This is a genomic window from Sphingorhabdus profundilacus (assembly GCF_009769755.1).
Classification (GTDB): domain Bacteria; phylum Pseudomonadota; class Alphaproteobacteria; order Sphingomonadales; family Sphingomonadaceae; genus Sphingorhabdus_B; species Sphingorhabdus_B profundilacus.
The window spans coordinates 540,724-565,012 of sequence record NZ_SDWJ01000002.1; the positions used below are offsets into that span (position 1 = coordinate 540,724).

Below are 24,289 nucleotides of genomic sequence, written 5' to 3' on the forward strand. Positions count from 1 at the left end.
CCACCCATCATCAGCCATTCCTGGTGATGCGGCAGGCACCTGGTACCGGACCGGCAGCTTTGGTTAGTTTTTGCCAAAAGCTGCCTTTCAGCAACCGACAACATTTCAGCCGTTTAGAAGCGAGATTCGCGTTCCTGAAACCGGACGTTCATTTGAACAAGCTGCGGGCAGCGGCGTCGCACTGCCGAGACATAGTTAAGGCAATCAACTGATCTTGATAACATCAAGCGCCCTACAACGATTGCTTTGCGCTTGGCCAAACATACCGATAGGAATTGTGTTTCGATGGGCTGTTGATGTGAGGGGGTATCGTGGGCAAAACTCTAACATGTGGCGCCTTGCCGCTATTCAGAACGTTTATCCTCGGCATCGCAATTCTCACAACCACTCCCTGTGGCGCACAAACGGCTTCAAGCTCGCACGTCAAGACCGAAAAAATGGATTTGCCAGCCCGCTTCAATGCTTCACTCCCAATGACAATCGCTGAGATGGATAGTTGGGCGGAAGGCAGCGTAAAGTTTCCTCCGCAATCGCATGTCGTGGACATTTTGTCATTTGGCCAACCAGCGATGTTCCGCCGCTTAGAGATCGCTAGCCTGTCCGTGCCGAACGGACAACGATCAGCGTGGTCTGACCGCTGGTATGACCTACTGGAATTTCAAACCTCAGCTCAAGAATTCTGTTCTTTGGCACGACCTGTAATTCAGGGGCCGGAATCCGCGATGAGAATGGCGGTTGCTGGATCATTCGTCAGAGACTGTTTCAAGCCAGAAGATCGCGCTCTTGTTTTGCGCAAAGACACACCCAATCGCGCCGTTCTGGATTATTTCGATTCCTACCAGGGGCCTGCAAGCAAAGGCATAGCTGTTCCATATGATGATCGATTGGCATCTGCGGCGGCTGACATAATTCTCAATGGTAAGGACCATGAATCGCGCAGTGCGGCGTTCACGATAATCGAACAAAAGAGCGCAAGAGCCGAAGCCGCTCTCTTGTCAATCTACAAGGGCCTCCAAGATACGAAACGGAAGGACGACGTGGCGCTTGCATTCCTGAGGAGCAATAATCCTGAAGGCAAGCGCATCGCACAGGAAGTGTGTCTGCGTAAGTCGACAGATCCAATGTGCTCAAATTCTGACCCTTTGGCTGGAATGGAGCCAGGAAAAGATCCGCCGAAACCATCAATCGCAGCTATTCAGACGAGCAAGGATCGACTTGCGGGAATGGGGTTCTCAAGAGTCGCAAGCCTTGATGTCGAGGCTATTGAGACTGATTCTGTGGAAATTATGTTACTCGAAGCCGGTTATGGATACGGATTCGATGTCGAGACGGGCATGTTTCCCAACGGTCATGACTCACTTCTGAGGAATTTGGCAAGACTTACCAGCCCCGCACTCGATGCCGCCGTCTTCGAAGAGATTGCTCCATCTGATGATGTAGGCCCATACGAGTTGCGCGCCTATCTCAATGGAAAGAGATACAGCATTAAAGCCAACAATTTGGGCGACTGGTACGACGTGGATGCCGCTCTGAAATTACTGGATTCCGTTCTTGCAGACCAAAAGCCAGAATTCGGCTTGCTACCTCTTCCGACCGAAGATCAAACCCTTATCGTAATTGGCGGACCCAAAGCCGCAATCGATCTGGCCGTGAAGGCTAAGCTTATTCGTCGAGGAGACGTTGGGCGGGCCGAACAGCTCGGCAAGGATTTTGAAAATGAGGTATTGGAGATTTTGCGCACGAAATAGCCTGATATTATTGACCGAAAATCGTGACCAAGAGCAACGGCAGCTTCCTCCGATCTAAATCTAAAACCGGACGTTCCGGACCCCACCCTAAATAGGCCATTCCCGGTCACGATTATGTTTCCCAAAACTTGCCATGCAAACGGATGTTACCCCGGGGGCAGCTTCTGGGCCGTTAACGGACTGTCCGCTTATGGGTTGAAATACCGAAAAGCTGCCGTTCCGTTTGCGACAACATAGCGGAAGTAAATTCATACGCGGAGTTAGTTCAATTGCGGCATTTGGATCCGCATGCAGATTATTATCGCCTTTGACACCAATTTACGCTTTATTCCGCGCATTGAGTATCTTGCAGTTAGCTGCGCTTGGCGGCACTTCACGCTGCGCAGGCATGGGGGGTGATGATGCATAGACGCGATTTCTTGAAGTCAACGTGCGCAACAGGAGCGTTGGCGTCGATTGTCCCATCTCAATCTTTTGCTGCTCCGGCAGTACCTGACTGGAACCAACTCCGGCAGAAAGTCGGCTCGCGATTGATTCCCATAGAGTCACCATTGGTTTTGGCACAACAGGGTCGAACCAAAGTGGAAGAGGTCTTTCGGCGCTTAAAGAATCCTTACTGGATCGGTGACGAACCCGGACTCACCCAAACGCTAGGCTGGATCGACGCCTGGACGAGCAGACCGAGCCTGATGGCGGTTGCTGCTGAATGTGCGGAAGATATCTCCGCCGCGATCGGTTTTTCTACTGCCAACAAAATTCCTCTCGTCGTGAAAGGCGGCGGGCATAGCTATTTTGGCAATTCGAACCGAGCAGATTCTCTGCTTATCTGGACTAAGCGTCTTCGGAGCATTGAGCTTCACGATAGTTTTCGCCCGCAAGGTTCGCCAGCCGAAACGGCTATCCCCGCTGTGTCAGTCGGCGCAGGCACGCTATGGGGAGAACTGTACCGCAAAGTTGCTCGCGATCATGGCCGCTATGTTCAAGGCGGAGGTTGCATGACGGTCGGTACCGCAGGCTTTATCCAAGGTGGAGGCTTCGGTAGCTTCTCTAAGCAGTTTGGTACGGGTGCTGCCAACTTGGTCGAGGCAGAGGTTGTTACGGCCGATGGCGTCGTGCGCATCGTCAATGCGTGGCAGGAACCCGATCTCTATTTTGCCCTTCGCGGGGGCGGAGGCGGCACTTTCGCGGTTGTAACCCGGATGACGCTCCGCACGCATCCGCTGCCTGATACCTTTGGCGCGATTATGTTCGAAGCCAGTGCTACAGACGATGCTGCTTGGAAGGCACTGGTGGAGCAGATGCTTCTTTTCTACCGCGAGAAGCTTCACAATCCTAACTGGGGCGAACAAATCCGCTTTATGCCAAAACGCCGCCTATCGGTTTCAATGCTGTGCCATTCTCGCAGCGAAAGCGAAATGCGATCCACTTGGGCTCCGTTTTTCGATTGGATCGCGGCGCAAGCTGGCCGTGTAAAACTGGGTGCCGAGCCGCTCATTCTTGCTCTGCCCGGCCGCAGTTTTTGGGATCCGGACTTTTTGCGTAAATTGCCGGGGATCACGTTGGCCGATGACCGGCCAGCAGCCAATCCCGACAATCTGTTCTGGGCCACGAACCTTGGCGAAGTCGGGCAGGTTCTTAACGCTTATCAATCACGCTGGCTCGCTGCCTCCTGGTTGCAACCTGCGCGGTTCGATACACTGGTCAACGCGTTGATTGACGCGAGCCGTGAGTGGAGTGTGGGGCTTCACACTAACAAGGGATTGGCAGGTGGTTCGGCAGAGGCGCTATCGGCCACGCGTGAGACTGCGACCAACCCAGAGGTTCTTGACGCCTTCGCGCTGTTGATCTGTGCCGCGGATGCCCCGCCTGCCTATCCGGGCATCGCCGGGTATGAGCCTGACGTTGCTGAAGGTCGCCGGGAAGCAGCCTTCGTCCGTCGGGCAATGGCACCCATTGTCGCACTTGATCCTGCTGCTGGCTGCTACATCTCGGAAGCGGACTATTTCGAAACGAATTGGCAACGCGCGTATTGGGGCGCTAATTACCCGCGTCTGGCCGCTGTCAAACGACGCTACGATCCGCGTTCGTTCTTTGCCGGACATCATACGGTGCGGGCGCGCTAGCTCTATTTGATGGTTCTGACTACCATCGCCTCCAAACATGTCCCGTGGGTTTTCGATTTGGAGAAACGGCAGTTTTCCCAATTAGTGCCCTGAAAGCTGCCAGTCCGCTTTCCACATCATTCCAGCAATACCGGCGGCAAGTTGACGTTGCCAAAAGCAGATAGACCCGACACAATAGCATTGCTGACGTTCGATCTAGGGATTAGAAGTGTTGGATCGCTCAAATCGACACTGAATTACTTTCACGTTTGGTGCTGACCGATATTGATAAAGTCACTTTCTACAAGCGTGACGAGATTACCACTGACCTGATTTGCTGCGACGTGGTCGTGCGCGATGCAGTGTGGACGTCCCAAGAGGAAATAGTCGGCTGGGATATGCTTGTCAGCCACATTGAAGGGCTTCCCGGCTTTCGACACGAATGGTATGAATTGGTCGCGCAACCGGCACTTGAGGCCAGCGAAATAGAGGCCTTCAGTCGTTAGGCTTCATCTGCATCGCAGTACCGGAAATCTCCCCCGAAAGCGGCGTGTCCGGACACGACAACAATGTCGCCACAGCAGACAGTCCGGATGGGACAACGTTACGGACAGTAGCAAAATTGGGTAAGTTTTCGCGATGAAACGGAAATCATCAATAAATGACGACATGCGGTCGCGCTTCTTTCGCAGTTCTATCGCGTTTGTCGGCTTTGCTCTTATCTATCTCGCAGGAAGCGCACTCCTCAATTACCTGACGGGAGACCCGTGGGAACCCAATTCATTTGTGTTGGTCGCTTACGTCGTAGGGGATTTGATCCTTGTTTTACTGCCGGGCATAAAAAACTCAGATGATTGCCAAGCCTAATCTTTGCAGCCCTAATCTTTGCAGCGAGTTTTTCAATATGTCCGCCTTCCCCAACATTCCAGCTGTGTGCACCAGCATTTAGGTTCGATAAAACAGGGCATTTAGGCAGACGTTACAGAAAATCCTGCAGCTGCAAAGTTACTTCACGACGCGTTCCCGCCCGCTCGACCGTTAGCGCTAGCTCATTTCCGGCAGGTTCAAACATTCTGTCGATGAGTTTCTCAAATTGGACACCAACTAAGCGATCGCCGGCTTTCAGTTCAGCTTTCGCCGCAGGGCTTCCGGGACCTACCACCATGATTTTGGCGTCAGAGCCGGCGCGATCTATCCAGATGCCCGCACGATTATATCGGGCAGGCAGTCCGGGAAGCGCGTTACTTTTAAGGAATAAGGTTTGCTCATTAGATGCCGTTGCCATATTAAATCGGCGAAGGATGGGTAGTCCGATAACGCCGTTGGGAAATACATCCCACTCAGGGTCATCGATAACGGTGACGATCACATCAGGCATTGTCACGCTAGCCAAGGTCAATGTGGCGCGAACCATTCGACCTTTGCCGTTTGGCGCCGTCGGCGACCAACGTGGTGTGTCCCAAAGCCCCGCTTGCTCCGCGGCCTTGCGATAGATCCGCATTGCTGACGGCATGCCGGTATCAAGTCCGAATCGAAGCATCCGGCCTTCTAGCATTGCGTCAGCGGCAATGAAGGCTGACCCATTAACATTGCCGTATTTGAATATGGCGCCAGGAAACCGGGTCCAGCTGCTCCGGTCTGGTAAGCCATCACGATAAATACGCCATTCGCTAGCTTCAAAATCGAGTTCGCAATCGCCAGCTGTGAGTGCCCCAGCGGCAATTGATCCGACCGCGCCTTCCCCAAAGTTCACAACATCAACTCCTGCGATCGTCGATACGGGCTGCCGCACTGTGTTGCCGAATGCCAGATCAGGAACGATGAAAATCGGATATGCCTTACGACCCTGTTTGAGCCCGAGAAAACTGGAGCCAAGTCGTTTGAGCTTTAGTTGCTGGGCCAGTTTTAATTCGATCAGTCCGATCGTACCTCCGGAATCAAAAACAAAGCTAAAAGGGCCGTGCGGCCCGATCGTACAATCGACCAGCACCCGCGTGTCGGTCAGCTTAATAGGAATTCGAAAAGGGGGAGTCGATCCCCACGCGGTTTTGGCATAAATTGGGGTCGAACCAGCGACAGCTAGGAACGCACGACGGTCTACCGACATAATTTTGCTCCGATCTCAGATGAATTCGTTATTTAACATCGGCCTGTCACGCTGTCGAGAACGCGAGGCATTGAGCGGACGACCATGGTGGCCTATTCATCCTAGAGGGCTTGGTTCACTATCTTAAGAACCGCCTAATCCGGACCTATGGTACCGCTTCACAATTGCGCTTTGTATGGAAACGGGCGTCCGCGCATCTATGCTGACTTGTGGGAACGAACTTCTTTAGGAACGCACTGACATCTCCTCCATCGTCATCTTATGCCATCAGCAGGGCTGCTTCCAGCCCGTAGCTGAAAGTCCGCTTTCCACAACTTTCCAGCCGTTGGTACCTGTAAAGCTGGTCCACAGAAGCAGTCGTAGGCAGTAGGAAAATGCGAGTTGAACGAATGGCAGGTTTTGCAAAACGCAAAAGGCTTAACGAACGTCTGAAAAGTTAGCGGAATCTGCCAGCAGGTTGCGTCTATGCTCGAACGTCCGTTTTCGCTCTCGTTCGATCAAAACTTGCCTGTCCGGACACGACAACATTGCGGACATTGAAAATGTTCGACCTAACATGGAGGCGTGCTAGAATAATGTTATGAAATCAGCGCGGCCCTTGGCACCAAAATGTCTGTTCGCAGCTTGGGTGGTTGGCTGGGCGACGGCGGTATACCTGCCAAGTCTCTCAATTGCGGCGTTGTCACTCTCGCCGCTTGCGGCCGGCACAAACGTCTTTGTAGATACTTTTCAAGTCGCCGATGAGGTTTCGCCTGCTGCGAAGATAGCATTCGCGGTTATTTTCGGCGGCTCTCTGGTTGGCATGCGAATGGCTGCGGCCAAGAGTCGAATGTTGGTCGACGCGCTGGTCGGCGTGATTAGCATAATCCTTGTGGTGGCCTTCCTCCCCGAAGACTGGTCGAGGGGTTTCGGCATCGGGTTAAACGGCATTAGGTTCGATACGGTCCCGACAACAATTTACGTCATCGGGGGCTTTCTGGGCGGTATTATTTTTTCGCTTTCTGAAGCGCAGTGTGTTTTGCATGGCCAGAAACAGACAGTTCATCAATCCGCCAAAGATTGATTGTCGCGGCAGCTAAACACAACATTCAGCCGTTGGAACAATGGTCTGGAGACATTGAAAATGGCCTGTTCGGACAGACAACATTGCTGGCGTTCAGCGTTTGAAATGCGTTTGTCGAATGCCGCCTGGTTGCCCAGAGAACAACGATTATGGCACGTTCAGCATCGGGGTTTGGCCAGCCAGCATAATTTGGCCGCGCCTAGTTTCCTTCGTCACTATGGTGAGACCAATGACTCCTTAAACCACAACTTCAAATCTGTGCTGTTGGTGCTGACGGGGAACATCCTTCAAAGCTCATCCGCAACGTGGATAATACTTTCGTGTATTCGCCCAAGATCAATCTCGTCAATGCAGTAAGGCGGCATCACATAAACGCTGTTCCCAAGCGGCCGGAGCAATATGCCTAGCGCTGTGAAAGCAGCCTTGAGGCGAGGTCCCAGTTCGGAAAGATAACCGCTTTCCGTGGCTGCCACATCTACAGCTATTATAGTCCCAAGTTGCCGCGGGTTGGTGATTGCCGGATGGATCGATAGTTGTTCCAGGCCCGCTGCTTGCCTTTCGGCTAATCTTGAAATACGCTCGAATACCGGTTCTTCACGCCAAATCGCAAGGTTGGCATTCGCCGCGGCGCACGCAATGGGATTGGCCGTGTAACTTGATGAATGGAAAAATTGCTTGGCGCGGTCTGTGGAATAATGTGCCGCAAAGACCGCGGGTGTTGCCATGGTAACTGCAAGCGGGAGTGAACCACCGGTCAGACCTTTCGATAGGCAGAGGAGATCGGGAACGATGCTGGCCTGCTCGCAGGCGAGAAGCGTTCCGGTGCGACCCCATGCAGTCATGACTTCGTCGGCAATAAACAGAACGCCGTGGGCGGAACAAATCGCCCGCATCTCGGCAAGCACCCGAGGAGAGTAAATCATCATTCCACCAGCGCCTAGTATCAGCGGCTCGACAATGAACGCAGCGGTATCTCCTCTCGCACAGGCACGCTCAAGCGCATCCAGCGTTGCCTGCTCTGCACCAGGTGTCGGGAAAGGTATGGCCTCAACATCGAACAGCAGCGGCGCATAGGCGCGGTTGAATACACCGCGAGCCCCGACGGACATGGCACCGATCGTGTCACCGTGATAGCTATGTTCCAGCACTAGGATGCAATGGCGATCCTCTTCCCGATTAGCAAAATAACCCAGCGCCATTTTGAGCGCCACCTCGACACTGGTTGAACCCGAATCCGAGAAAAACACATGGTCGAGCGGTCTCGGCATAATGCGCACAAGTTCATCAGCCAGATCTTCGGCTGGCTGATGCGTCCAGCCAGCGAAAATAAGCTGGTCGAGCTGTTCGGTTTGCTCACATATCGCGGCCATTATCCGGGGATGGCAGTGGCCATGTGTGGTCACCCACCAGCTTGAAATGGCGTCAATGATCCGGCGACCATCTGAAGTGTAAAGCGCGGCACCTTCGGCGTGAGAGACAAGCGGTATCGGCTCATCAAGCCCATGCTGGTGGAAGGGATGCCAGATTGAAGAGGTCATAGCAGGTCTGTGCGGATAAAAGCTGCAAAAGCTTCGGCGAGCGTGTCTGGGGAAAGCGGATCGAGGCGAGGAAGACGGCCGAGATGAGCAATGCCACCGAGCCTGATGACTGCCTCTTCACTTGCCCGGTTCTCTTCACCCATGAATATAATTCCTTGCACGACAATGCGGCGCGACCTCAGTGCCTCAATCGAGAGCAGGCTATGGTTGATCGTTCCGAGCGACGTGCGGGCGACGAGGATAACCGGTAGACCCCACCACGCGAAGAGGTCGGCCGCGAGTAGGTTATCGGCAAAGGGAACGAGCACCCCACCTGCACCTTCAACCACCAAGGGGAGGTTGCCTGCCGGCAACGCCAAATGCTCCAAATCAACCGTCACGCCGTCAATATGTGCAGCTTCATGGGGCGAACATGGTGTGCCCAATATATAGGCTTCGGGGAGGACATCGGCCTTTCCGCCTGATAGGCGCCGAACCCGTTCGGAATCGGAACCGCCTTCAGTTCCCGCCTGCACCGGCTTCCAGTAGCGCGCGCCGAAATGCCCCGCGAGCCCCGCGGCAAACACCGTCTTGCCGACATCGGTATCCGTTCCGGTTATGATATAGCGCTGGGTCAATTAGTTAAATCCAGTTCTGCAAGTAGGTCGGCAAGCGCGATTATCTGTTCCTCGCTTACATTGTTGGTCATAGTAATTCTGAGCCGCGCCGTGCCAGCAGGCACTGTCGGTGGACGAATGCCGCGCACATCAAATCCCGCATCCTGGATCTTTGCAGCAAGCGCCATAGTCCGCGCGTCGTCTCCGATAATGAGGGGAAGGATCTGCGTGCCGTTCACCGTTGCCCCAAGAGGTGCAAAGAGCTTTTCGGCCAGCCGGATGCGTTGCCACAACGCATTACGCAATTCTGGTGCGCTTTGAAGCAGCCCCAAGCTTGCACGGACAATGGCAGCCATGAGCGGTGAAGGCGCGGTCGAGAAGATGAAACCGCGACCACGATTGACGAGGAAGTCAGCGATTACAGCAGGCCCGCAAACAAGTGCACCCTCACAGCCGAGTGCTTTGCCGCATGTGCGCAAAGTAATAACATTGTCGCGGCCTTCTAAATGGGCTGCCAGACCGCGGCCGTCGGGACCGAACACACCTGTTGCATGTGCTTCATCAATCACCAGCACCGCGTCGTGACGATCGCAAATATTGATGAGGTCATCAAGAGGTGCAACGTCGCCATCCATCGAATACAGGCTCTCGACAGCGACCCAGGCGCGTCCTGTACCGCCTGCGGTTCGCCACCGTTGGATGGAATCGTCGAAAGCCTCGGCACGATTATGGACGACAGATACAAATTCCGCCCTGCCAATGCGCAATCCTTCATGTGCGCTGGCATGAATAAGTTCATCATGGAGAACAAGGTCACCCTCTTGGGGCAAGGTAGAGAATAATGTCGAGTTGGCAGCAAAGCCGCTTGCAAACCACAGCGCGCGTTCGCATCCAAAGAAGGTTGCTGCCTCGGCTTCCAGCGCTTCGTGCTCTGCATTATTGCCGCGCAGCAATCGCGATCCGCCAGAGCCGACCGGCACAAAGCGATCCAAGGCCTCGCGTGCAGCGACCGCCAGTATCGGCGAGCGGGCGAGACCCAAATAGTCGTTCGAACTGAAATCAAAACCTGCCTGCTCACAGAGCGTACGGCGGCGCGAACGTGCTGAGAGTTGTGCCAGGTCGGCTGTCTGACTTTCAAAGCCCGTTGCTGTCACGACGCCACCCCGGCATCCATTATGTCAACTGCGCCGAGTTGCAGGATGTGGGGAAGCACTTTTGTCACAGCTCGATCCGGTTATTGTGGTTGCGCCAGCAGGTCGGTCTTTATGGGAGCACGCGGGCGAAAGATACCCCGGCATGAAGTATGATGGGCAAAAATGGCGTGGAATTATTCGGAGGAATTCAAACGCCCTCAAAGCTGCAGACAGTTCACGCCCGCTGACGCGAACCGGCAAGCTACGACTATTTGCCGAAGCGAGTGAGTTGCTGGAAGCCATTGGCGCCATGCCGGCCAAGTACTGATCGGCATGACCTAACCCGCGAACATTGCGGTCGGTCGATCGGTCGAAACGCTTTCCTGATACCGCAATCATGAACCGGACTCAAAGCAGCTGCCGCCCGCGACCTTAAAGTTCTACAGGCGAGCGACAATCTGCACCCTGCATATATCGAAGTCACAAACAAACTGCTTCGGAAGTTCAGCGCATATGGAGCGTGATGCATGTCACGCTTGGTTGACCGAATTACGATATATTGGCAAGCTGGGTATAGCTTTAGGGAGGCTGGTAATGAAGATCGCATCTGCTTTGCTGATATTATTTGGCGCTCCGGCAATCGCCGGAAACCCTGCCTTTGCACAAGGCAATGAGCTTGAAATCGTCAACATCCGGATTGGACAGGGTGATGCCACCTTGATACGTGGACCGGAGAACGCAAGCGGTAAACGCATCGTTGTTTTATTTGATGCCGGTGATGACGCGCGAAGCACGGATGCTGACTATGAAGGAGGCAAAATTGTTTCGGCCGTTTTGAAGCGGCGCGGGATTTCCCATATCGATTATGTTGTGATTTCACATTATGATGAAGATCATATCGGTGGCCTCATTATCGACAAGGATCGTAAGAATGCGAGTCTGTTATTCGGCCCGAATGGCGTTCCGGGAGCGCCGGGCGATGATGACGGAAACGGAAAAGCCGATTGGGCAGATGATGATCCGCAGAGTCCCTATCCTGAGGAATATGGCAAGGGTGACGATATCACGGTCGGCACGTTCGTTGATCGCGGCGACGAACAAAGTGAATCAAGTGGTCAGCAATTTGGAACTCCTCCTTATAAACTATATGTTAGCCTGGCAAAGTCGAGTGGCAACCGACTATCGCTTGATACCCAGTCAAAGCTCGATGACTTTAGCATCGACCTTGGTGAAGGTGCCAAGATGCTTCCTTATGCCAGTGCTGGCCGCATCCGGGGTGGGAGTGGAAAAGTAGCCGACGTGAACACTGAGAACGAACATAGCGTCTCGATGCTGGTGACCTATGGCAAGTTCGACTTCCTCGTATCTGGAGATCTTATAGGTCAAAAACACGGCAGCGAGGATGCCAAGGTCGAACGTGCCGTTGGCAGCAAACTTCAAGCCGAGGGCAAGATTGTTGATGTGCTTCATGTGAACCATCACGGCGCAAACAACGGGTCTGATGCGATGTTTCTGGAGCAGATCAAGCCGACAATCGCCGTGATTTCGCATGGCAATGTTGGCAGTTATAAACACCCAAATATCGCGGCATTGAAGCGTCTTGAAGCCGCAAAAGTCTATCGTATTATTCAAACCAAGTGGGGAACAACCGAGCTTTCAATTTGCAAAAGCAAGCAGGAGTGCGAGACGGTCAGAAAGAATGAGTCTCCCGTGCGAGACATACAGGCGGTCTATCAGAATGACGTTGTAATTACCTCCGACGGTCAGAATTACACGGTCTCAACCAGCCGAACATTTCCAGCCGATAGCAACCCAAGGCGGCCGTCCAATTAGGATCAGCCCTCCTCGATTGATGTTCTTAGCGCGCCCATCTGCTAGAGGGACCGCGCTTCACACCAAAACGTGGCGCGCCGATGATGCTTGTCCCCAGTTCTCTCTTTCAATCGCACATGGCACTGCCAAAACTGACATTTCACTGCAATAATGGCGGTACAAAAATGAACTTGGTTACAATTTTCTCAACCAATACCGGTTGGGATCGTGCGATATTATACTTTGCCCACCACCGCTGAAGGTCAAAAGTTGCTAAAGTGCTGCTTTCAATTTGCGTCCGCAAAACATCAACTTGAATCTTCTTTTGAAGTCTGATCTTTGCAGACCGCATACACAGATTTTCCAAATATGCCGGTCGCTCAGGCAAATAAGCCCGATATTGCACGATAGCCATTCCGCGATGGATCGAACGGCAAATTTGCCGAATTTTAGAGGGTATTTAATTGCAGGCTTGTCCACATCGACAATTCATCCAAACTCAGCGTACGGTGAAATTCAAGACCAACAAGGTCACCAACCTGCCATTTAACGCTTCCCGTTGCTGGACGCAAATCGCCCTTGCTGATCTGCACACGGCAATCGATCAGGAGGTATTTGTTGAACTGTATTTTGGCACCTCGCTGGGAGATATCACATATCCGTGCATCAGCTAGATAAGAACCTGAACGCACCAGAATCGGGTAGTTGATCGTGAGCCGGGGACGCCGAGGGCGCATTGCCGTATCCGTAACCAGCGATTTTGCTAAGACCCTTTCTACTGAAATCCAGCTGCAAAATCTGATACCAAATGCAGTTCCATTGCGCCACACAACTTCACCCTCGATCCGGTCGCCATCAAGCAATGAAATTGCCACTCTCTCTCCAGTCTCAAAGCTGAGGTGGCTGTGGACCAGCATACCGCCTTCGGAAATATTGCGCACAACGCCCATGCCTTCAACTTTGTGTACGCAACTGGATAGCCTTGCAGCGCGCATTACTGCGCGGTGGCGCTGCCCGCCTCTACGTTCTTCGGGCTTTGCGATTGCAGCCGGCGTCTCAGCATTCATTGTAGGCGGATTCCCATCCACATTCACATGCGGGTCTCCGGCCGCGACGTGCGATTCCAACGGATCGGGAAATCCTGCCAAATGCATATATTTATCAGCCATGTTCAATCAACCTTCATTCGGTAACGGAGGGTAAAATACGAAGGTTCCGCTGCGGCCGGCGCCATCGCGCCGCGCAGCCTGAACCGCAAATGTGTGATTGCTGGGTCTATGCCGTCTGGATCAGGTGTCGGTTGGTAATCAAAGCTGACACCGCCATTTGAAGAAAATTCAAGGCAATCGTCGCGATCCGCGAGCGACCGGAATAGGCACGTTAAATCGCTCGGCGGTAGGCCCTCAACAAAGTCAAATGGCGAAGAAACGCCGCCATCCAAGCCAGAAACGACCAGACTTAGTGATTGTGGAATAGGGTTGGTAATTGCGAGGCTGTGCTCACCGAGAGCTTCATCACCGCCATAAGATACTTGTGCACTATATTCTATGATTGAACCTGGCAGTGCCTTGGGATTGCTCTGAGCAATTGGACCGGAAACAACCTTACTGGTTATCGAGATTTTCAAATCGGACCCAGCAGCTACCAAAGGGCCGGGGAAGTTTCCGCAAATCGAACACAACGCCGCTACGATCGCAACCCGGCGCACAAATCTTTCCTGATTCAGCAGATGCCGCTTTTGTTGGTATGGGAAGGATCTTGCTCCTTTAATCATGGCAAATCAACGATCAGTTGCCATTGTATGAATTGCGCCGCAGGCGGATGACCGGAGTTTAATCGGCGTCTGACAAACAGCCTATATTCATTCATGCTCACCTCTCCATTGCGGTCAGATGTGAGTAGCTGGAGGCGCATCGCGACAGGGGTCACTATTTTGACAGTTGCGTTCGCTTTTTCGATCATGATCTGCGCCGGGGCCGTGGGATGTGGGGACCCCGGCGCAGATGCGGAAGCGACTGCGCCCATGATGCTGCCGCGTAGGACCAGTACAAGCGGCACAAGAGCAGTTAGTGCTTCCATGGGCCGAATGATCGACATATTGAGTGTCCGGCAACAGTTTTACACCGTTGCAGGCTTGGATTAACTATATGTAGATTGGTATCTTGCGATCATTACTATATGCAGTATGCTAATTGAAACTGTATTAATTTTCATTAACTGCTGTGACGCGGCGCAAACGTTCCGATTGTGGCTCCAGGGGCAACACTTTGCTACTTTGCAGAACTGCAATAATGCGCTGTCGAACCTGTTGCGACAACACAACGCGCTGCAACATGTCGTCGGGCGTTCCCTTCGGCGCCGCCGACACGGATGCAAATTGAAGCCACTGCATTTTGGCTTTTTGCGAATTGCCTGATGCTGCCGCAATCAAAGTCTCACAAAGAAAATGATAGGCTGGATTTACATGCGGGACGTTTTCGGCTTCCGACGAAAGAAAAGGCAATTGGTCGGTTCTCCCCTTACGGATTGCCGCAAGAATTAACGAGAGTCGAGCAACGGATTCACCTGGAGAGCGAAACTCATATGCGCGCTCCAGCAGCTCGTCACCGTCGGGATCGCCGCAAAGCGACGCAAAGTTGCCGAGTACCGCCAGTAGCACCGGATCATAAGGATTTGCATCAAAGGCGTGGCCGGTGTGCAGCATTCCCATCTCGCAATTGTCCGATACAAAATATATTCGAGACATAGCAAAATGCGCGTAGGCTTCCTTCGGGTCTAAACTGATCGCGCTCTGCGCAAGCGAAAGTGCTCTGCCAATTGCGGCCGGCCGACTGGGAGGTGGCGCGGTCTCAATCACATAAAAGGACAATAGGCCGAGGCGGACGGCATCAAGACGGGAAATGCCAATGGGAACCGTCAGGCACTCCGAGAGCGGACCGCGTAATTCCAAATCTTGGGTCTTCAGAAGTTGGACATATCCTAACAAGCATGAATAGCCTTTAGAATAGGCGCCTTCCATTTGCCGCGTTTCGCGGCTGGCTATAATCCCGAAAGGCCCGGCCAGTTGCGCGATGCTTTTTCCAAAACTGTCCGAGAGCGATTTTGCTGGATCGATCAGCGCGGTACTCGTCCAGATCAACTCGCCAGTCCTGTTATCAGTAAGCCGCAGGTAAAGGGGCCGCTGGCTACCTTGCGGTTCGCCGAGTTGTAGCATCAGCCGGTAGTCTACACTTCTGGACTCCAATGCCTTATTACTGCGCTCTTCAAGACGAAGCTGAACGACCCATGAGCGATTTATGCTGTCCGCAATTTTAGCATAGGCTTCTTCGGCTAAGGCTTGCGATGCAACATCCGGCGTTACCCCCGATCGTTCAATAAGCATGACAGGACTTTCAAATCGCACGGGCTTTTCTTGAGCAGCCACTGGGCCAGGCGTTTCATTCGGCCACCAGAAATAGGCAACAACAAGCGCCCCTATCAGCGCGACAACCAACCAAATTCTGGCGGGTTGCTTGCCGGTCACACTCTCTCGCGCTGGGCCGTCCAATGTCGTCCGACCATCTTGGGTGGTATAGGCAAGGTGTTGAATATCGCTGAAAGCTCTTGCCGCTCCTGGAGCTTCTTCTACTTGGGCTGTTCCGGCGGACGGTTGCGCGCCATCAGATGCAATTATCAGTTCTGGATAAGCTTTGGCCCGCCGCGCAAGTCGTACGCCATAGCTTCCAGCAGGAATGTACAAACACAGTTCTTCAACCGGTTCATGCCGCGCGTAATAAGCCTCCAGCATTTTGCGAAGGCGAAGGACTTGAACGCGCGGGTAGCTATCAACATTCGGATCGAAATCGGGATCCTTGCCGAGGCCGTCGACACCAACCACGTAACTTTTGAGCAATTCACCTTTGCCCTCCAGTGTTTGTTCGACAAGGTACACAAGCAATCGTTCAAGTATCGGCGCCTTCCCGAAATGACCGCTTGCGAATATGCTCCCAAGCTCGATCCGGGTGGCAGCACTGCATCGATGGTTTTTCTCGTCTGACTGGAATGAATCCAGCGCTCTCGCCTCAAACTTATCGCCCATCTCGTTCATCCTGTTTTGGCGCCATGACACGATTAAGTTAATTCAGCTGTGGCTCCCAACCGACCCCCATGGATCCACCGATTTGTGAAACCGCATGCTGTGATAGCTGCTTGCCGATACGATGAAATGATCGTGTAGCGCGATCCCGAGCATATCGGCCGCGTGGATCAGTTTTCTGGTCATGTCGATGTCGGCTTGGCTTGGCGCAAGGAAGTTACTGGGGTGGTTATGCGCAGCAATGAGCGCCGAACTATCCAACTCCAGTGCGCGGCGAATAATTTCGCGTGGATATATTTGGACTTCGGAAACGGTCCCGCTCCAGAGCTGTTCGTCAGCTATAATTCTGTTATGTGTGTCAAGAAACAGGACACGAAACGTCTCAATGCGGCAGCCGCCGATCACGATCTGTAAATAACGGACCAGATCCGCACAGTTTCTAATGACAGGGTGATCGATTTCGGTCGGCTGCGCGAATTCGGCACCGATCTGCATAATTGACTTCAGCTTTGCCGCTCGGCTTCTATTGCCTAGAATTACGGCCAGCTCGTCCGAATCTGCTGCAAGCAAGGTTGGATAGTTTCCAAATCTGACTAGCAGCGCGCGTATTTTTGCCTCGCTGACACCAGACCCTAGAACCGCTTTGAGCTGGGCTACTTTTGTTTCCGACGGGCCAGAAGTGAAGCTGCGAATATTGTCCCGAACTGTAGGTAAGCCCAAATTCCCTGACTGATCCCGTAGGCATTCGGTAACAGATTGTGGGCAAAACTGCTCGCCACGTGAATTGTTACCGCCGCTATCTGCCATCCTATAATGAGCAGAAGCCAAGACTCGCGCGAACGGGTCGCTATCCAGATGAAGGCCAGAAGCGCAATCACATCGACCAGCAAAACGCTGATATTGAGGGGCAGCCATTTATGACTTCCTGATACATATATTAGGGAGGTAGCGACTACACCGAATAGCATTATGCCAATCGCCTGCCGCTTAACGATGTCGCCCTTGACCAGCACATATCCCGCAGCGGAAAGAAAGATCAGCCAGAAGATTATGCCCCATAACATGCTTTTACATCAGCATGTGCTGCGGTACTGGTCAAGTGCAACCACGCGACATCAGGCCGCTTTGTCGGCAACCAAAATCAATGGGTTTGCCTGCTCTGATTGGAACACCTTCCAGCCGTCACCCATAGCATAAGCACCGAGCCCGATATCGCGCTGTGTGCCTGCAAGCACCTCATGGGCTTCTACGGTCTGGCGGCGGCATTGAACGAGTGATTGAAGCGCTTGGACGGATAAATCAAACGCAGGCTGGCAAACCGTTGCTGAGAGTTTCGCTTCCATCCTTGCGGCAGGCAATTCACAATTCAATTCTGACAATTTGATGATGGCGAGATCTATCGCCTCCTCCGCTGCATGCAGCTTAGCGGCAACTCCGCGAACAACTGAAATTTTGGTTGATGTATCTGCTCGACGATTAGACATAAAAATCCCTTTCGGCACATATGGTGCTTCCAAAATCAGGCAACATTGCCCGTATTCAGATGCGAGAAAGGGCCTCTAGCGCGGCTATTGCTGCTCCGAAGGCTAAAAGCGAGATGGCGGCTATACCGACAACTAGCAGAGCCTTCGCCCGCAGACTAAGCCATGATCGTGGCTCTTCCCCAAACAAGACCGGATTGGAAAACAGCGTTTCAATTTTTGATGCGTCCGCAAAAGAATAAGGCGCTTGAGCATCTTGCAACTTTGATTTTGCTGTACCGTAAAGCGGGTCTTTTTCACTGTCCGGCTCTCCGTCTCTACTGCTCATCCCGCTAACCGGAATATACGCTGCGTCATATAATACAGGATCGCACAAATCTGGCGTCTGAGTTGGCCGTGTTTGCAAAACGTCCATATCGCAGAAGCGTCGCGCTGCTTCATGCCTTGAGCTTGCGCCCATTCGTTGTGTGGCCGTTCGCAGCCGTTGATCCACGGTGTGTTTGGAAATGCCAAGCATACGGGCGATTTCTTTTGAGCTGTAGTTTCGCCCGGTCAGTCTGAGGCATTCCTTGTGTATGTCCTTCAACGCGGCCAGTTCATGCTGAGTCATTTTCACAAACCCTCCAAATTTTACATTTGAGATGTGTGCCACAAGCGACTATTTTTGCAATAACACTTTGTACCTTTTGGACTCCAAAGACTGCGGCGAATCGGGACAGTTCCGGCTTTTCAATCCAGACCAGTACGACACGGCCTACCGCGGCTTCTCCACCGGAGAGAAGCAGCCGCGCAACGCAAAGTTGCGCCGATCTCTTCACTACTGACCGGCCCCATTTTTCGTCCAGTCAAGCACAACGGAGAGGCCGAGCGTTCGGAAAAGCATTCCATTAAGTCGGAACCGCTGCACAGTCTCTGGCTACCCCTCGGAGCGGGGGTTCGTCCCCGCGATGCTCCTAAAATGAGCGGGACTGATGACGCACTCGTTCCCGCGCGCCTGCGGCGTGCTCCTTAGGGTGCGGCCTTTGACGAAAAGGGCCCCGCAGGCACACCGAACCGGCAGAAATTGTCCAATGTGCAGGCGCTGAAAGCCGACAAGTCCCGCCTTTCCGCCTGCTTTGGTCAGACCAGCGACATCTGCCTCCTTTCAGGGTGCAGGTTTTTTGCTTTGGCCAACTCGCTGGTCGCTCGCACCCATTGCGGCATGACCGGGGATCTGCGGACGGCGCCCGTGCGCCGGCGTTGTTTGTGCCGGCTCCGGCGAGACGGGGTGAGCGGCGCTCCCGTCTAGGGTCAAACTGCCCCGGCTCACAACCCCTGCCGGGGTCTTCCTCTTCGTTGCAGCCCTCCGGGTGTGCCCGGCACAGTCCGCCCCTCTCTGGTCGCTTCTTGCCGCCCACCCCGCCTCTCCGGGGCCGGTTGCGGCGGATTTTGGGTGTGTGGAGGCGGTGATGGCAGTTGGCAAAAGCAAACGGCAAGAGGACGGCAAGCGTCGCAGGACGGCGCTTCGCGCCGTTCGCGGCGGTGAAGCGTCGCGTGTCTCGCTTTACGACGAGGTGACCGCCAAGATCATTGCGCAGCTGGAAACAGGGATTTTTCCTTGGGCGCAGCCGTGGAGTTCGAACGCAGCCGTGCCGGGTCTACCGCGCAACGCGATTTCGGGGCGGGCCTATTCGGGTATTAATGTGCTTGTCTTATGGGGTGCAGTCATTGACGGCGCCTATCCATCGCAGGACTGGCTGACCTTCAGACAGGCGCTTGCCGCAGGCGGATGCGTTCGCAAAGGTGAGCGCGGGCAGACGATCTTTTATGCCGACTGCTTTAAGCCCGATGAGGGGCACGAGCAGGGCAACAATGCACAGGGTTGCGGCACAAAGGGCGAAGGCGAGAGGCGTTCGGTTCCCTTCCTCAAACGCTTCACGGTGTTCAACGCAGCACAATGCGACGGCTTGCCGACACGACTGACCGCCAACCCGACGCCGCTACCGGAGCGCGAACTGAATGATGCCGCCGAGGCCTTGATGGTGGCGACGGGCGCAGATTTCAGGATAGGCGGCGCTCAAGCTTTCTATGACGTCCGGAACGATTATGTGCAGGTGCCGCCGCAACCGGCATTCACGGCACAGATCGATTATTACCGCACCGCATTGCACGAACTCGGCCACTGGACTGGCCATGCTTCGCGGCTTGGCCGCGACCAGTCGGGGCGGTTTGCAAGCGCGCTTTATGCCCGCGAGGAACTGTGTGCCGAACTGGCGTCTGCCTTTTTGTGCGCGGCGCTTGGCATCCAGCCCACCGTTCGTCATGCCGATTATCTGGGGTCTTGGCTGGAGCTCTTGCGCGGCGACGCCCGTGCGATTTTCAAGGCCGCAAGCCAAGCCGGCAAAGCGGCTGACTTTCTCTTGGCCTACACCGAGCACGCCCAGATCGAGGCAGCGGCATGAGCAGGCCAGCAGCTCCCGTCGAACTCGAATCCGAGATCACGCCCATCGGTGTCCAGACCTTGGTCACCGGCGTTGCGCCGATCACGCCAGCACAGCGGCTGGCCATTCTAGCCGAAGCGCCATTGCAGCCGCGCCGACCGCAGCGCCCAGCCGATCACGGGCTGTTCGATACGAACGCGCGGCTCCAGATCGAGATGTTTTGATGAGGTTCGCCGTTCCTTCTTCTCCCCTGAAGGACGGCAACCCCGCGCCGCGACAATCGCGGAACGGGCAACCGGCCCCGCCCTCAATGCCCACCCAAGATGCCCCGAGGGCGGGGCCACCCAAGCCAAGGAGTAAGTGACATGCAAATAGACCAAATCCCGCTCGACCGGCTATCGGTTTCCAAAGCCAATATGAGGGCTGGCAAAAAGCTGCCCGATGTGAGCGACATATTGCCTTCCATCATCAAACGCGGCGTGATTGCGCCATTGTTCGTGCGGAAAAATTGTCAGGACGGCCACTACGAGATCGTCGCTGGCAAAAGACGTTTTTATGCCAGCCTTGAAGCAGCCAAGCAGGGCAAAGAAGCCCTCACCCTGCCCTGCATATCTGTTGGCGAAGGCGATGATGCCGAGGCGCTCGAAATCTCGATGATCGAGAATATGCTGCGCCAGAACCCCGATGCGGTGACGCAGTGGGAAAGCTACACACGGCTCGTGAAGGAAGGCCGAAGCGTCGAGGATATCGCCGCAACCTTCGCGCTTACCGAATTGCAGGTGAAGCGCATCTTGGCGCTCGGCAATCTGTTGCCGCGCATCCGCGAGGCTTACCGCGCCGAGGAAATCGATGCAGCGACGGTGAAGCATCTGACTCTGGCAACCAAGGCCCAGCAGAAAGCGTGGCTAGCCTTGTTCGAGGATGCCGACAGCTATGCCCCGCGTGGCAACCAGTTGAAGGCATGGCTGTTCGGCGGCGCGTCGATCTCGGTCGGCGTCGCTTTGTTCGATGTGGGCGCATTCGGTGGCCAGATCGTCCAGAACCTGTTCGAGGAAGATGGCTATTTTGCTGATGCCGATGCTTTCTGGGCGGCGCAAACCGCCGAGATTGAGGTCCGCAAAGCCGCCTACCTTGCCGAAGGCTGGAGCGATGTTCAGATCATGCCCCCGCACGAGCATTTTGCGTCTTGGGAATATGAAAAAACCCCCAAGCGCAGAGGCGGACGCATATATATCCAGTGCCGCGATAACGGCGAGGTGGTCTTCCACGAAGGCTATGTCACGCGCAAGGAGGCCGAGAGAGTCGGTAAAGACGACAGCGGTGGCGTTGCAGATGCGGCAAAAGCGGCGCGCCCCGAACTAACTTCCGCGCTGAACCAATATGTCGACCTCCATCGCCACGCAGCGGTGCGGACGGAACTGGCGGCGCGTCCCCATGTTGCGCTCTGCGTGATGGTCGCCCATGCCATCTGCGGTTCGCCTCTATGGAGCGTAAGCGTGCAAGAACAGCGCACGCGCAATGACTCGATTAACGAAAGCATCGAAACCTGCACCGCCGAAACCCGCTTCGACGAGCGCCGCCGTGCGGTGCTGAATGTTTTGGGGTTCGACGCCGAACAGCCGAGTGTGACGGCGCAAGGCTATGGCGACCGCAGCCTGCTACCGTTGGTAACGCGGTTGCTCGGCCTGCCCGAAACCACTGTGCTCGACATATTGGCTGTGGTCATGGCCGAAACTCTCGCCAGCGGCAGCGAATTGATCGAAACGCTCGGGATCACGCTCGGTGTGCCCATGACCGACTACTGGCAGGCCGATCAGGCGTTTTACGACCTGTTGCGCGACAAGGAGGTGGCAACTGCCGTTCTCGCGGAGGTCGGCGGAAGCCCAGTCGCAGAGGCCAATGCCAAGGAAAAGGGCAAGGTAATCAAAGGCGTCATCGCTGATTGCCTGACCGGCGATAATGGCCGCGCGAAGGTGGAAGGATGGGTGCCGCGCTGGATGGCCTTTCCGCCTGCGGCATATACGACACGCGGCGGTGTTGCGACGGTGTCGGCTGCCCATCGGGCAGCGTGGATGGTCGAAAGCCAAGCGCCGGTCGAACCCGACCCGAATATACCGGACGTGGCGGACAAAGCGCAGACCGGAGCCGATGCCCGAGGCGAAGCGGAAACCAAAGACGAAAGCGACGCTGCCCAAAGCGCAGAAGCCGAGGAAGAACGGCTTGCTGCATGAGCAAGTTCGTCCAGGCGGCGGACAACCGCCGCCTGCCTTTCGTTTAACACAGGCCGGAGACAGAATATGTCCGACCGCATATCAGCGCTGGTCGGGAGCCTGTTCCGGCAGCTTCGGAGCCGAACGCATCGTCTTTGACGGCAAAACCGGTCCGCTGAATTTCGCGGTCGATGACGACGACCGGCTCGGGCTGCATGTCGAGACCATCGGGCGGCTCGGTTCGATGGGCGCGGTCCGGCGCTAAGTCGCCAAAGCCGAGATTGAAATTCCGGTGCTCGTGGTCCGCGTCGGCCTAAACCTGTGCGGGTGCGCCGTACGGCATCAGGATTCATTGGGAACAGTTGAAAACGCTGTGACGGCGACGGAAAATGCCAACATGCCAAGTGTTGGCACAAAGGACGCCCATGTTATTGATTTCTGGATTCCTGCTTGTCGTCTGCGCCTATATTGCAGGCACATTGCTCTGGTCGCTTGCGGTCCATGCCCTGCCGTTATGGTGCGGCGGCCTTGCTGGGCTGTCGGTCTGCTCTGCTGGCGGCGGACTGCTAGCCGCACTGATGGCAGCGTTGGCGGCAGCAACCGCAACGATCATCGCCGGCCAATTGCTGAACGGGTTTCTGCGTTCGCCGCTGCTGCGCGCCTGTGTCGGGCTTGCGTTCGCGATGCCCGCCGCGATCGCGGGATATCATTCAGCTTTTGGGTTCGCGACCGCGTTTGGCATCGGGGAAGGCTCAAAAGTCATGATCGCAATGAGCGCGTCTTTGTATACCGCGCTTGCTGCATGGCGCGGAACATTACATCCACGCGTCCGACCCCGAGCGGCAGCACCGGAATGGAGATAAACTTCGGCAACTGGCCAATGAGGCGCAGCTGCTGCCCATGTCCAATTGATACTATCTTACCGCGATGTTCGGTTTTGAAGAGGGTCCGTGACACAAACCCCAAGTTCGGCCCTGGGATGGCCGTGGTCTTCATTCGACAAGCAAGGCTTTGGCGCGTGCAAATGTCCATCTGTCCGGCGATCGCCGACTGCTCTGTAATTACCATTGGCCCTCGGGAGCTGGAGGCAGACTTTCAAGTTGCCGAACATCGTGTCCCGACAAAGCCATCTTACGTCGCCCTTGCGTGATGAACGTTCCACTTTTGCCAAACTGCCATATCCCTGCTGCCATGCGCTGTGCCAATCACAGCCTCGTCGACGGTCTGGCTGGCAGCAGACGGGCTTTGCCCTCGCGTGCCCGCCGCAACCGCAGCCGGGCACCTATTTTCCGCCGCGCGTAAACGCGCTTTGCATCGCGAAACAAAATAGCCGCCGTCTGCGGTCCTGCGTTTTACTCCGGCCCTAAGACCCACCCCACTCGGCGAGCCGAGCGGGGACCCCGGGGGGTGCGCCGGTCCCGCGCCGCTGCCTGTCACCAGCCATCGAGGCCGCGATTGGCGCAGCGCTCGAAACATTGAAAGGAAGTTATCATGGCTAATATCGGTACATTCACAAAGACCAGCGACGGTTATAAAGGCGAAATCGTTACGATGAGCGTTCAGCAGAAGAATGTCCGCATCGTTGCCGAACCCGACGGCGCAAATGAAAATGCTCCAAGCCACCGGGTGTTCGTCGGTCGTGCGGAAATCGGCGCAGGCTGGCCCAAGCGCTCGAATGAAGGACGCGACTATCTCTCGGTCAAGCTGGACGATCCGAGCTTCACGGCTCCAATCTACGCCAACCTGTTCGACGACGAAGACGGCAAGACCTTCAACCTCATCTGGTCTCGCGCCCGCGTCGCGAACGGCGACTGATCGCCAACCATTTCACCCCGTCCGGCTTTGCCGGACGGGGTTCGTCTGCAGCCGTCGGTCGATGTACGTTGAAAATTGTCAGCCGCAACGCCGGTACCGAAAGGATAAGGTAGCCGGTTGAGTCCAGTTTTTATTTTTGCACCGCGGCTGCCTTGAGTAGCTATACATCCTTCTATAACAAACCGGATA

At 54.9% G+C, this 24,289-nt stretch carries 23 protein-coding genes; 12 read left to right on the top strand and 11 right to left on the bottom strand.

Annotation, left to right across the window (positions count from 1 at the left end; genetic code table 11):
* Window positions 1-311 precede the first annotated feature (311 nt).
* The 3 genes from EUU23_RS10400 (at window position 312) to EUU23_RS10410 (ending at window position 4,356) form a co-directional block, all read left to right on the top strand.
* Window positions 312-1,748, top strand: a complete 1,437-nt coding sequence (locus EUU23_RS10400) for a hypothetical protein (protein ID WP_160354051.1) — start codon at window positions 312-314, stop codon at window positions 1,746-1,748.
* Window positions 1,749-2,329: 581 nt separating this feature from the next.
* Window positions 2,330-3,871, top strand: a complete 1,542-nt coding sequence (locus tag EUU23_RS10405; RefSeq protein WP_160354052.1) for an FAD-binding protein — start codon at window positions 2,330-2,332, stop codon at window positions 3,869-3,871.
* Window positions 3,872-4,122: 251 nt separating this feature from the next.
* The gene (locus EUU23_RS10410) at window positions 4,123-4,356 is read left to right on the top strand and encodes a hypothetical protein (protein ID WP_343032714.1); all 234 of its coding nucleotides are present in this window, start codon (window positions 4,123-4,125) and stop codon (window positions 4,354-4,356) included.
* A gap of 473 nt (window positions 4,357-4,829) precedes the next feature.
* On the opposite strand, the gene EUU23_RS10415 is transcribed toward EUU23_RS10410, so the two are convergent.
* A complete protein-coding gene (locus EUU23_RS10415; RefSeq protein ID WP_160354053.1) occupies window positions 4,830-5,957 on the bottom strand; it encodes a hypothetical protein in 1,128 nt (375 codons plus the stop codon).
* A 628-nt stretch (window positions 5,958-6,585) separates the two neighbouring features.
* Here EUU23_RS10415 and EUU23_RS10420 point away from each other — a divergent pair.
* Entirely contained in the window at window positions 6,586-7,020 is a 435-nt protein-coding gene (locus EUU23_RS10420; protein WP_160354054.1) for a hypothetical protein, read from the top strand.
* 287 nt (window positions 7,021-7,307) lie between these two features.
* On the opposite strand, the gene EUU23_RS10425 is transcribed toward EUU23_RS10420, so the two are convergent.
* Genes EUU23_RS10425 through EUU23_RS10435 form a run of 3 tightly spaced genes read right to left on the bottom strand, consistent with a single transcriptional unit; the run spans window position 7,308 to window position 10,308 of the window.
* Window positions 7,308-8,558: an adenosylmethionine--8-amino-7-oxononanoate transaminase gene (locus tag EUU23_RS10425; protein WP_160354055.1), complete on the bottom strand. Its 1,251-nt coding sequence runs from the start codon at window positions 8,556-8,558 to the stop codon at window positions 7,308-7,310.
* Complete coding sequence (bioD, locus tag EUU23_RS10430; protein ID WP_160354056.1) at window positions 8,555-9,175, bottom strand: dethiobiotin synthase; 621 nt, start codon at window positions 9,173-9,175, stop codon at window positions 8,555-8,557. Before bioD ends, EUU23_RS10425 begins: the two co-directional genes overlap by 4 nt.
* Entirely contained in the window at window positions 9,172-10,308 is a 1,137-nt protein-coding gene (locus EUU23_RS10435; RefSeq protein WP_160354057.1) for an aminotransferase class I/II-fold pyridoxal phosphate-dependent enzyme, read from the bottom strand. Before EUU23_RS10435 ends, bioD begins: the two co-directional genes overlap by 4 nt.
* Before the next feature lie 61 nt (window positions 10,309-10,369).
* On the opposite strand from EUU23_RS10435, the gene EUU23_RS10440 reads away from it, so the two are divergent.
* Together EUU23_RS10440 and EUU23_RS10445 are read left to right on the top strand one after the other, a co-directional pair.
* Window positions 10,370-10,615, top strand: a complete 246-nt coding sequence (locus EUU23_RS10440) for a hypothetical protein (RefSeq protein WP_160354058.1) — start codon at window positions 10,370-10,372, stop codon at window positions 10,613-10,615.
* Window positions 10,616-10,881: 266 nt separating this feature from the next.
* Window positions 10,882-12,120, top strand: a complete 1,239-nt coding sequence (locus EUU23_RS10445; protein WP_160354059.1) for a ComEC/Rec2 family competence protein — start codon at window positions 10,882-10,884, stop codon at window positions 12,118-12,120.
* A gap of 428 nt (window positions 12,121-12,548) precedes the next feature.
* Here the strand turns inward: EUU23_RS10445 and EUU23_RS10450 are convergent, their stop codons facing one another.
* The 7 genes from EUU23_RS10450 to EUU23_RS10480 all read right to left on the bottom strand — a co-directional run bounded on the left by EUU23_RS10450 (window position 12,549) and on the right by EUU23_RS10480 (window position 18,307).
* A complete protein-coding gene (locus EUU23_RS10450; protein WP_160354060.1) occupies window positions 12,549-13,268 on the bottom strand; it encodes a PilZ domain-containing protein in 720 nt (239 codons plus the stop codon).
* Between the two features lie 2 nt (window positions 13,269-13,270).
* Window positions 13,271-13,807, bottom strand: coding sequence for a hypothetical protein (locus EUU23_RS10455; RefSeq protein WP_160354061.1), 537 nt, complete (start codon window positions 13,805-13,807; stop codon window positions 13,271-13,273).
* 62 nt (window positions 13,808-13,869) lie between these two features.
* Window positions 13,870-14,196, bottom strand: a complete 327-nt coding sequence (locus tag EUU23_RS10460; RefSeq protein ID WP_218939588.1) for a hypothetical protein — start codon at window positions 14,194-14,196, stop codon at window positions 13,870-13,872.
* Between the two features lie 106 nt (window positions 14,197-14,302).
* On the bottom strand, window positions 14,303-16,186 hold the full coding sequence (locus tag EUU23_RS10465; protein ID WP_160354063.1) for a tetratricopeptide repeat protein: 1,884 nt from the start codon (window positions 16,184-16,186) through the stop codon (window positions 14,303-14,305).
* Between the two features lie 33 nt (window positions 16,187-16,219).
* Complete coding sequence (locus EUU23_RS10470; RefSeq protein WP_160354064.1) at window positions 16,220-16,981, bottom strand: JAB domain-containing protein; 762 nt, start codon at window positions 16,979-16,981, stop codon at window positions 16,220-16,222.
* A gap of 308 nt (window positions 16,982-17,289) precedes the next feature.
* On the bottom strand, window positions 17,290-17,691 hold the full coding sequence (locus EUU23_RS10475; RefSeq protein ID WP_160354065.1) for a hypothetical protein: 402 nt from the start codon (window positions 17,689-17,691) through the stop codon (window positions 17,290-17,292).
* Window positions 17,692-17,713: 22 nt separating this feature from the next.
* The gene (locus tag EUU23_RS10480; protein ID WP_218939589.1) at window positions 17,714-18,307 is read right to left on the bottom strand and encodes a helix-turn-helix transcriptional regulator; all 594 of its coding nucleotides are present in this window, start codon (window positions 18,305-18,307) and stop codon (window positions 17,714-17,716) included.
* A 796-nt stretch (window positions 18,308-19,103) separates the two neighbouring features.
* On the opposite strand from EUU23_RS10480, the gene EUU23_RS10485 reads away from it, so the two are divergent.
* The 6 genes from EUU23_RS10485 to EUU23_RS10510 all read left to right on the top strand — a co-directional run bounded on the left by EUU23_RS10485 (window position 19,104) and on the right by EUU23_RS10510 (window position 24,100).
* Entirely contained in the window at window positions 19,104-20,096 is a 993-nt protein-coding gene (locus tag EUU23_RS10485) for an ArdC family protein (RefSeq protein WP_160354066.1), read from the top strand.
* Entirely contained in the window at window positions 20,093-20,299 is a 207-nt protein-coding gene (locus EUU23_RS10490; protein ID WP_160354067.1) for a hypothetical protein, read from the top strand. The genes EUU23_RS10485 and EUU23_RS10490 overlap by 4 nt, the downstream gene beginning before the upstream one ends.
* Before the next feature lie 141 nt (window positions 20,300-20,440).
* Entirely contained in the window at window positions 20,441-22,306 is a 1,866-nt protein-coding gene (locus EUU23_RS10495) for a ParB/RepB/Spo0J family partition protein (RefSeq protein WP_160354068.1), read from the top strand.
* On the top strand, window positions 22,296-22,550 hold the full coding sequence (locus EUU23_RS10500) for a hypothetical protein (RefSeq protein WP_160354069.1): 255 nt from the start codon (window positions 22,296-22,298) through the stop codon (window positions 22,548-22,550). The genes EUU23_RS10495 and EUU23_RS10500 overlap by 11 nt, the downstream gene beginning before the upstream one ends.
* Window positions 22,551-22,710: 160 nt before the next feature.
* Window positions 22,711-23,148 (top strand): hypothetical protein, encoded by a 438-nt coding sequence (locus EUU23_RS10505; RefSeq protein WP_160354070.1) that lies wholly within the window; start codon window positions 22,711-22,713, stop codon window positions 23,146-23,148.
* A gap of 628 nt (window positions 23,149-23,776) precedes the next feature.
* Window positions 23,777-24,100, top strand: coding sequence for a DUF736 domain-containing protein (locus EUU23_RS10510; RefSeq protein ID WP_160354071.1), 324 nt, complete (start codon window positions 23,777-23,779; stop codon window positions 24,098-24,100).
* The last annotated feature ends 189 nt before the right edge of the window (window positions 24,101-24,289 follow it).

Excerpts from the sequence above, each read along its gene's own strand:
- EUU23_RS10415 (WP_160354053.1), bottom strand. The coding sequence starts at position 5,957 with ATGTCGGTAGACCGTCGTGCGTTCCTAGCTGTCGCTGGTTCGACCCCA.
- EUU23_RS10425 (WP_160354055.1), bottom strand. The coding sequence starts at position 8,558 with ATGACCTCTTCAATCTGGCATCCCTTCCACCAGCATGGGCTTGATGAG.
- EUU23_RS10445 (WP_160354059.1), top strand. The coding sequence starts at position 10,882 with ATGAAGATCGCATCTGCTTTGCTGATATTATTTGGCGCTCCGGCAATC.
- EUU23_RS10450 (WP_160354060.1), bottom strand. The coding sequence starts at position 13,268 with ATGGCTGATAAATATATGCATTTGGCAGGATTTCCCGATCCGTTGGAA.
- EUU23_RS10460 (WP_218939588.1), bottom strand. The coding sequence starts at position 14,196 with ATGTCGATCATTCGGCCCATGGAAGCACTAACTGCTCTTGTGCCGCTT.
- EUU23_RS10465 (WP_160354063.1), bottom strand. The coding sequence starts at position 16,186 with ATGAACGAGATGGGCGATAAGTTTGAGGCGAGAGCGCTGGATTCATTC.
- EUU23_RS10470 (WP_160354064.1), bottom strand. The coding sequence starts at position 16,981 with ATGGCAGATAGCGGCGGTAACAATTCACGTGGCGAGCAGTTTTGCCCA.
- EUU23_RS10485 (WP_160354066.1), top strand. The coding sequence starts at position 19,104 with ATGGCAGTTGGCAAAAGCAAACGGCAAGAGGACGGCAAGCGTCGCAGG.
- EUU23_RS10490 (WP_160354067.1), top strand. The coding sequence starts at position 20,093 with ATGAGCAGGCCAGCAGCTCCCGTCGAACTCGAATCCGAGATCACGCCC.
- EUU23_RS10495 (WP_160354068.1), top strand. The coding sequence starts at position 20,441 with ATGCAAATAGACCAAATCCCGCTCGACCGGCTATCGGTTTCCAAAGCC.
- EUU23_RS10505 (WP_160354070.1), top strand. The coding sequence starts at position 22,711 with ATGTTATTGATTTCTGGATTCCTGCTTGTCGTCTGCGCCTATATTGCA.
- EUU23_RS10510 (WP_160354071.1), top strand. The coding sequence starts at position 23,777 with ATGGCTAATATCGGTACATTCACAAAGACCAGCGACGGTTATAAAGGC.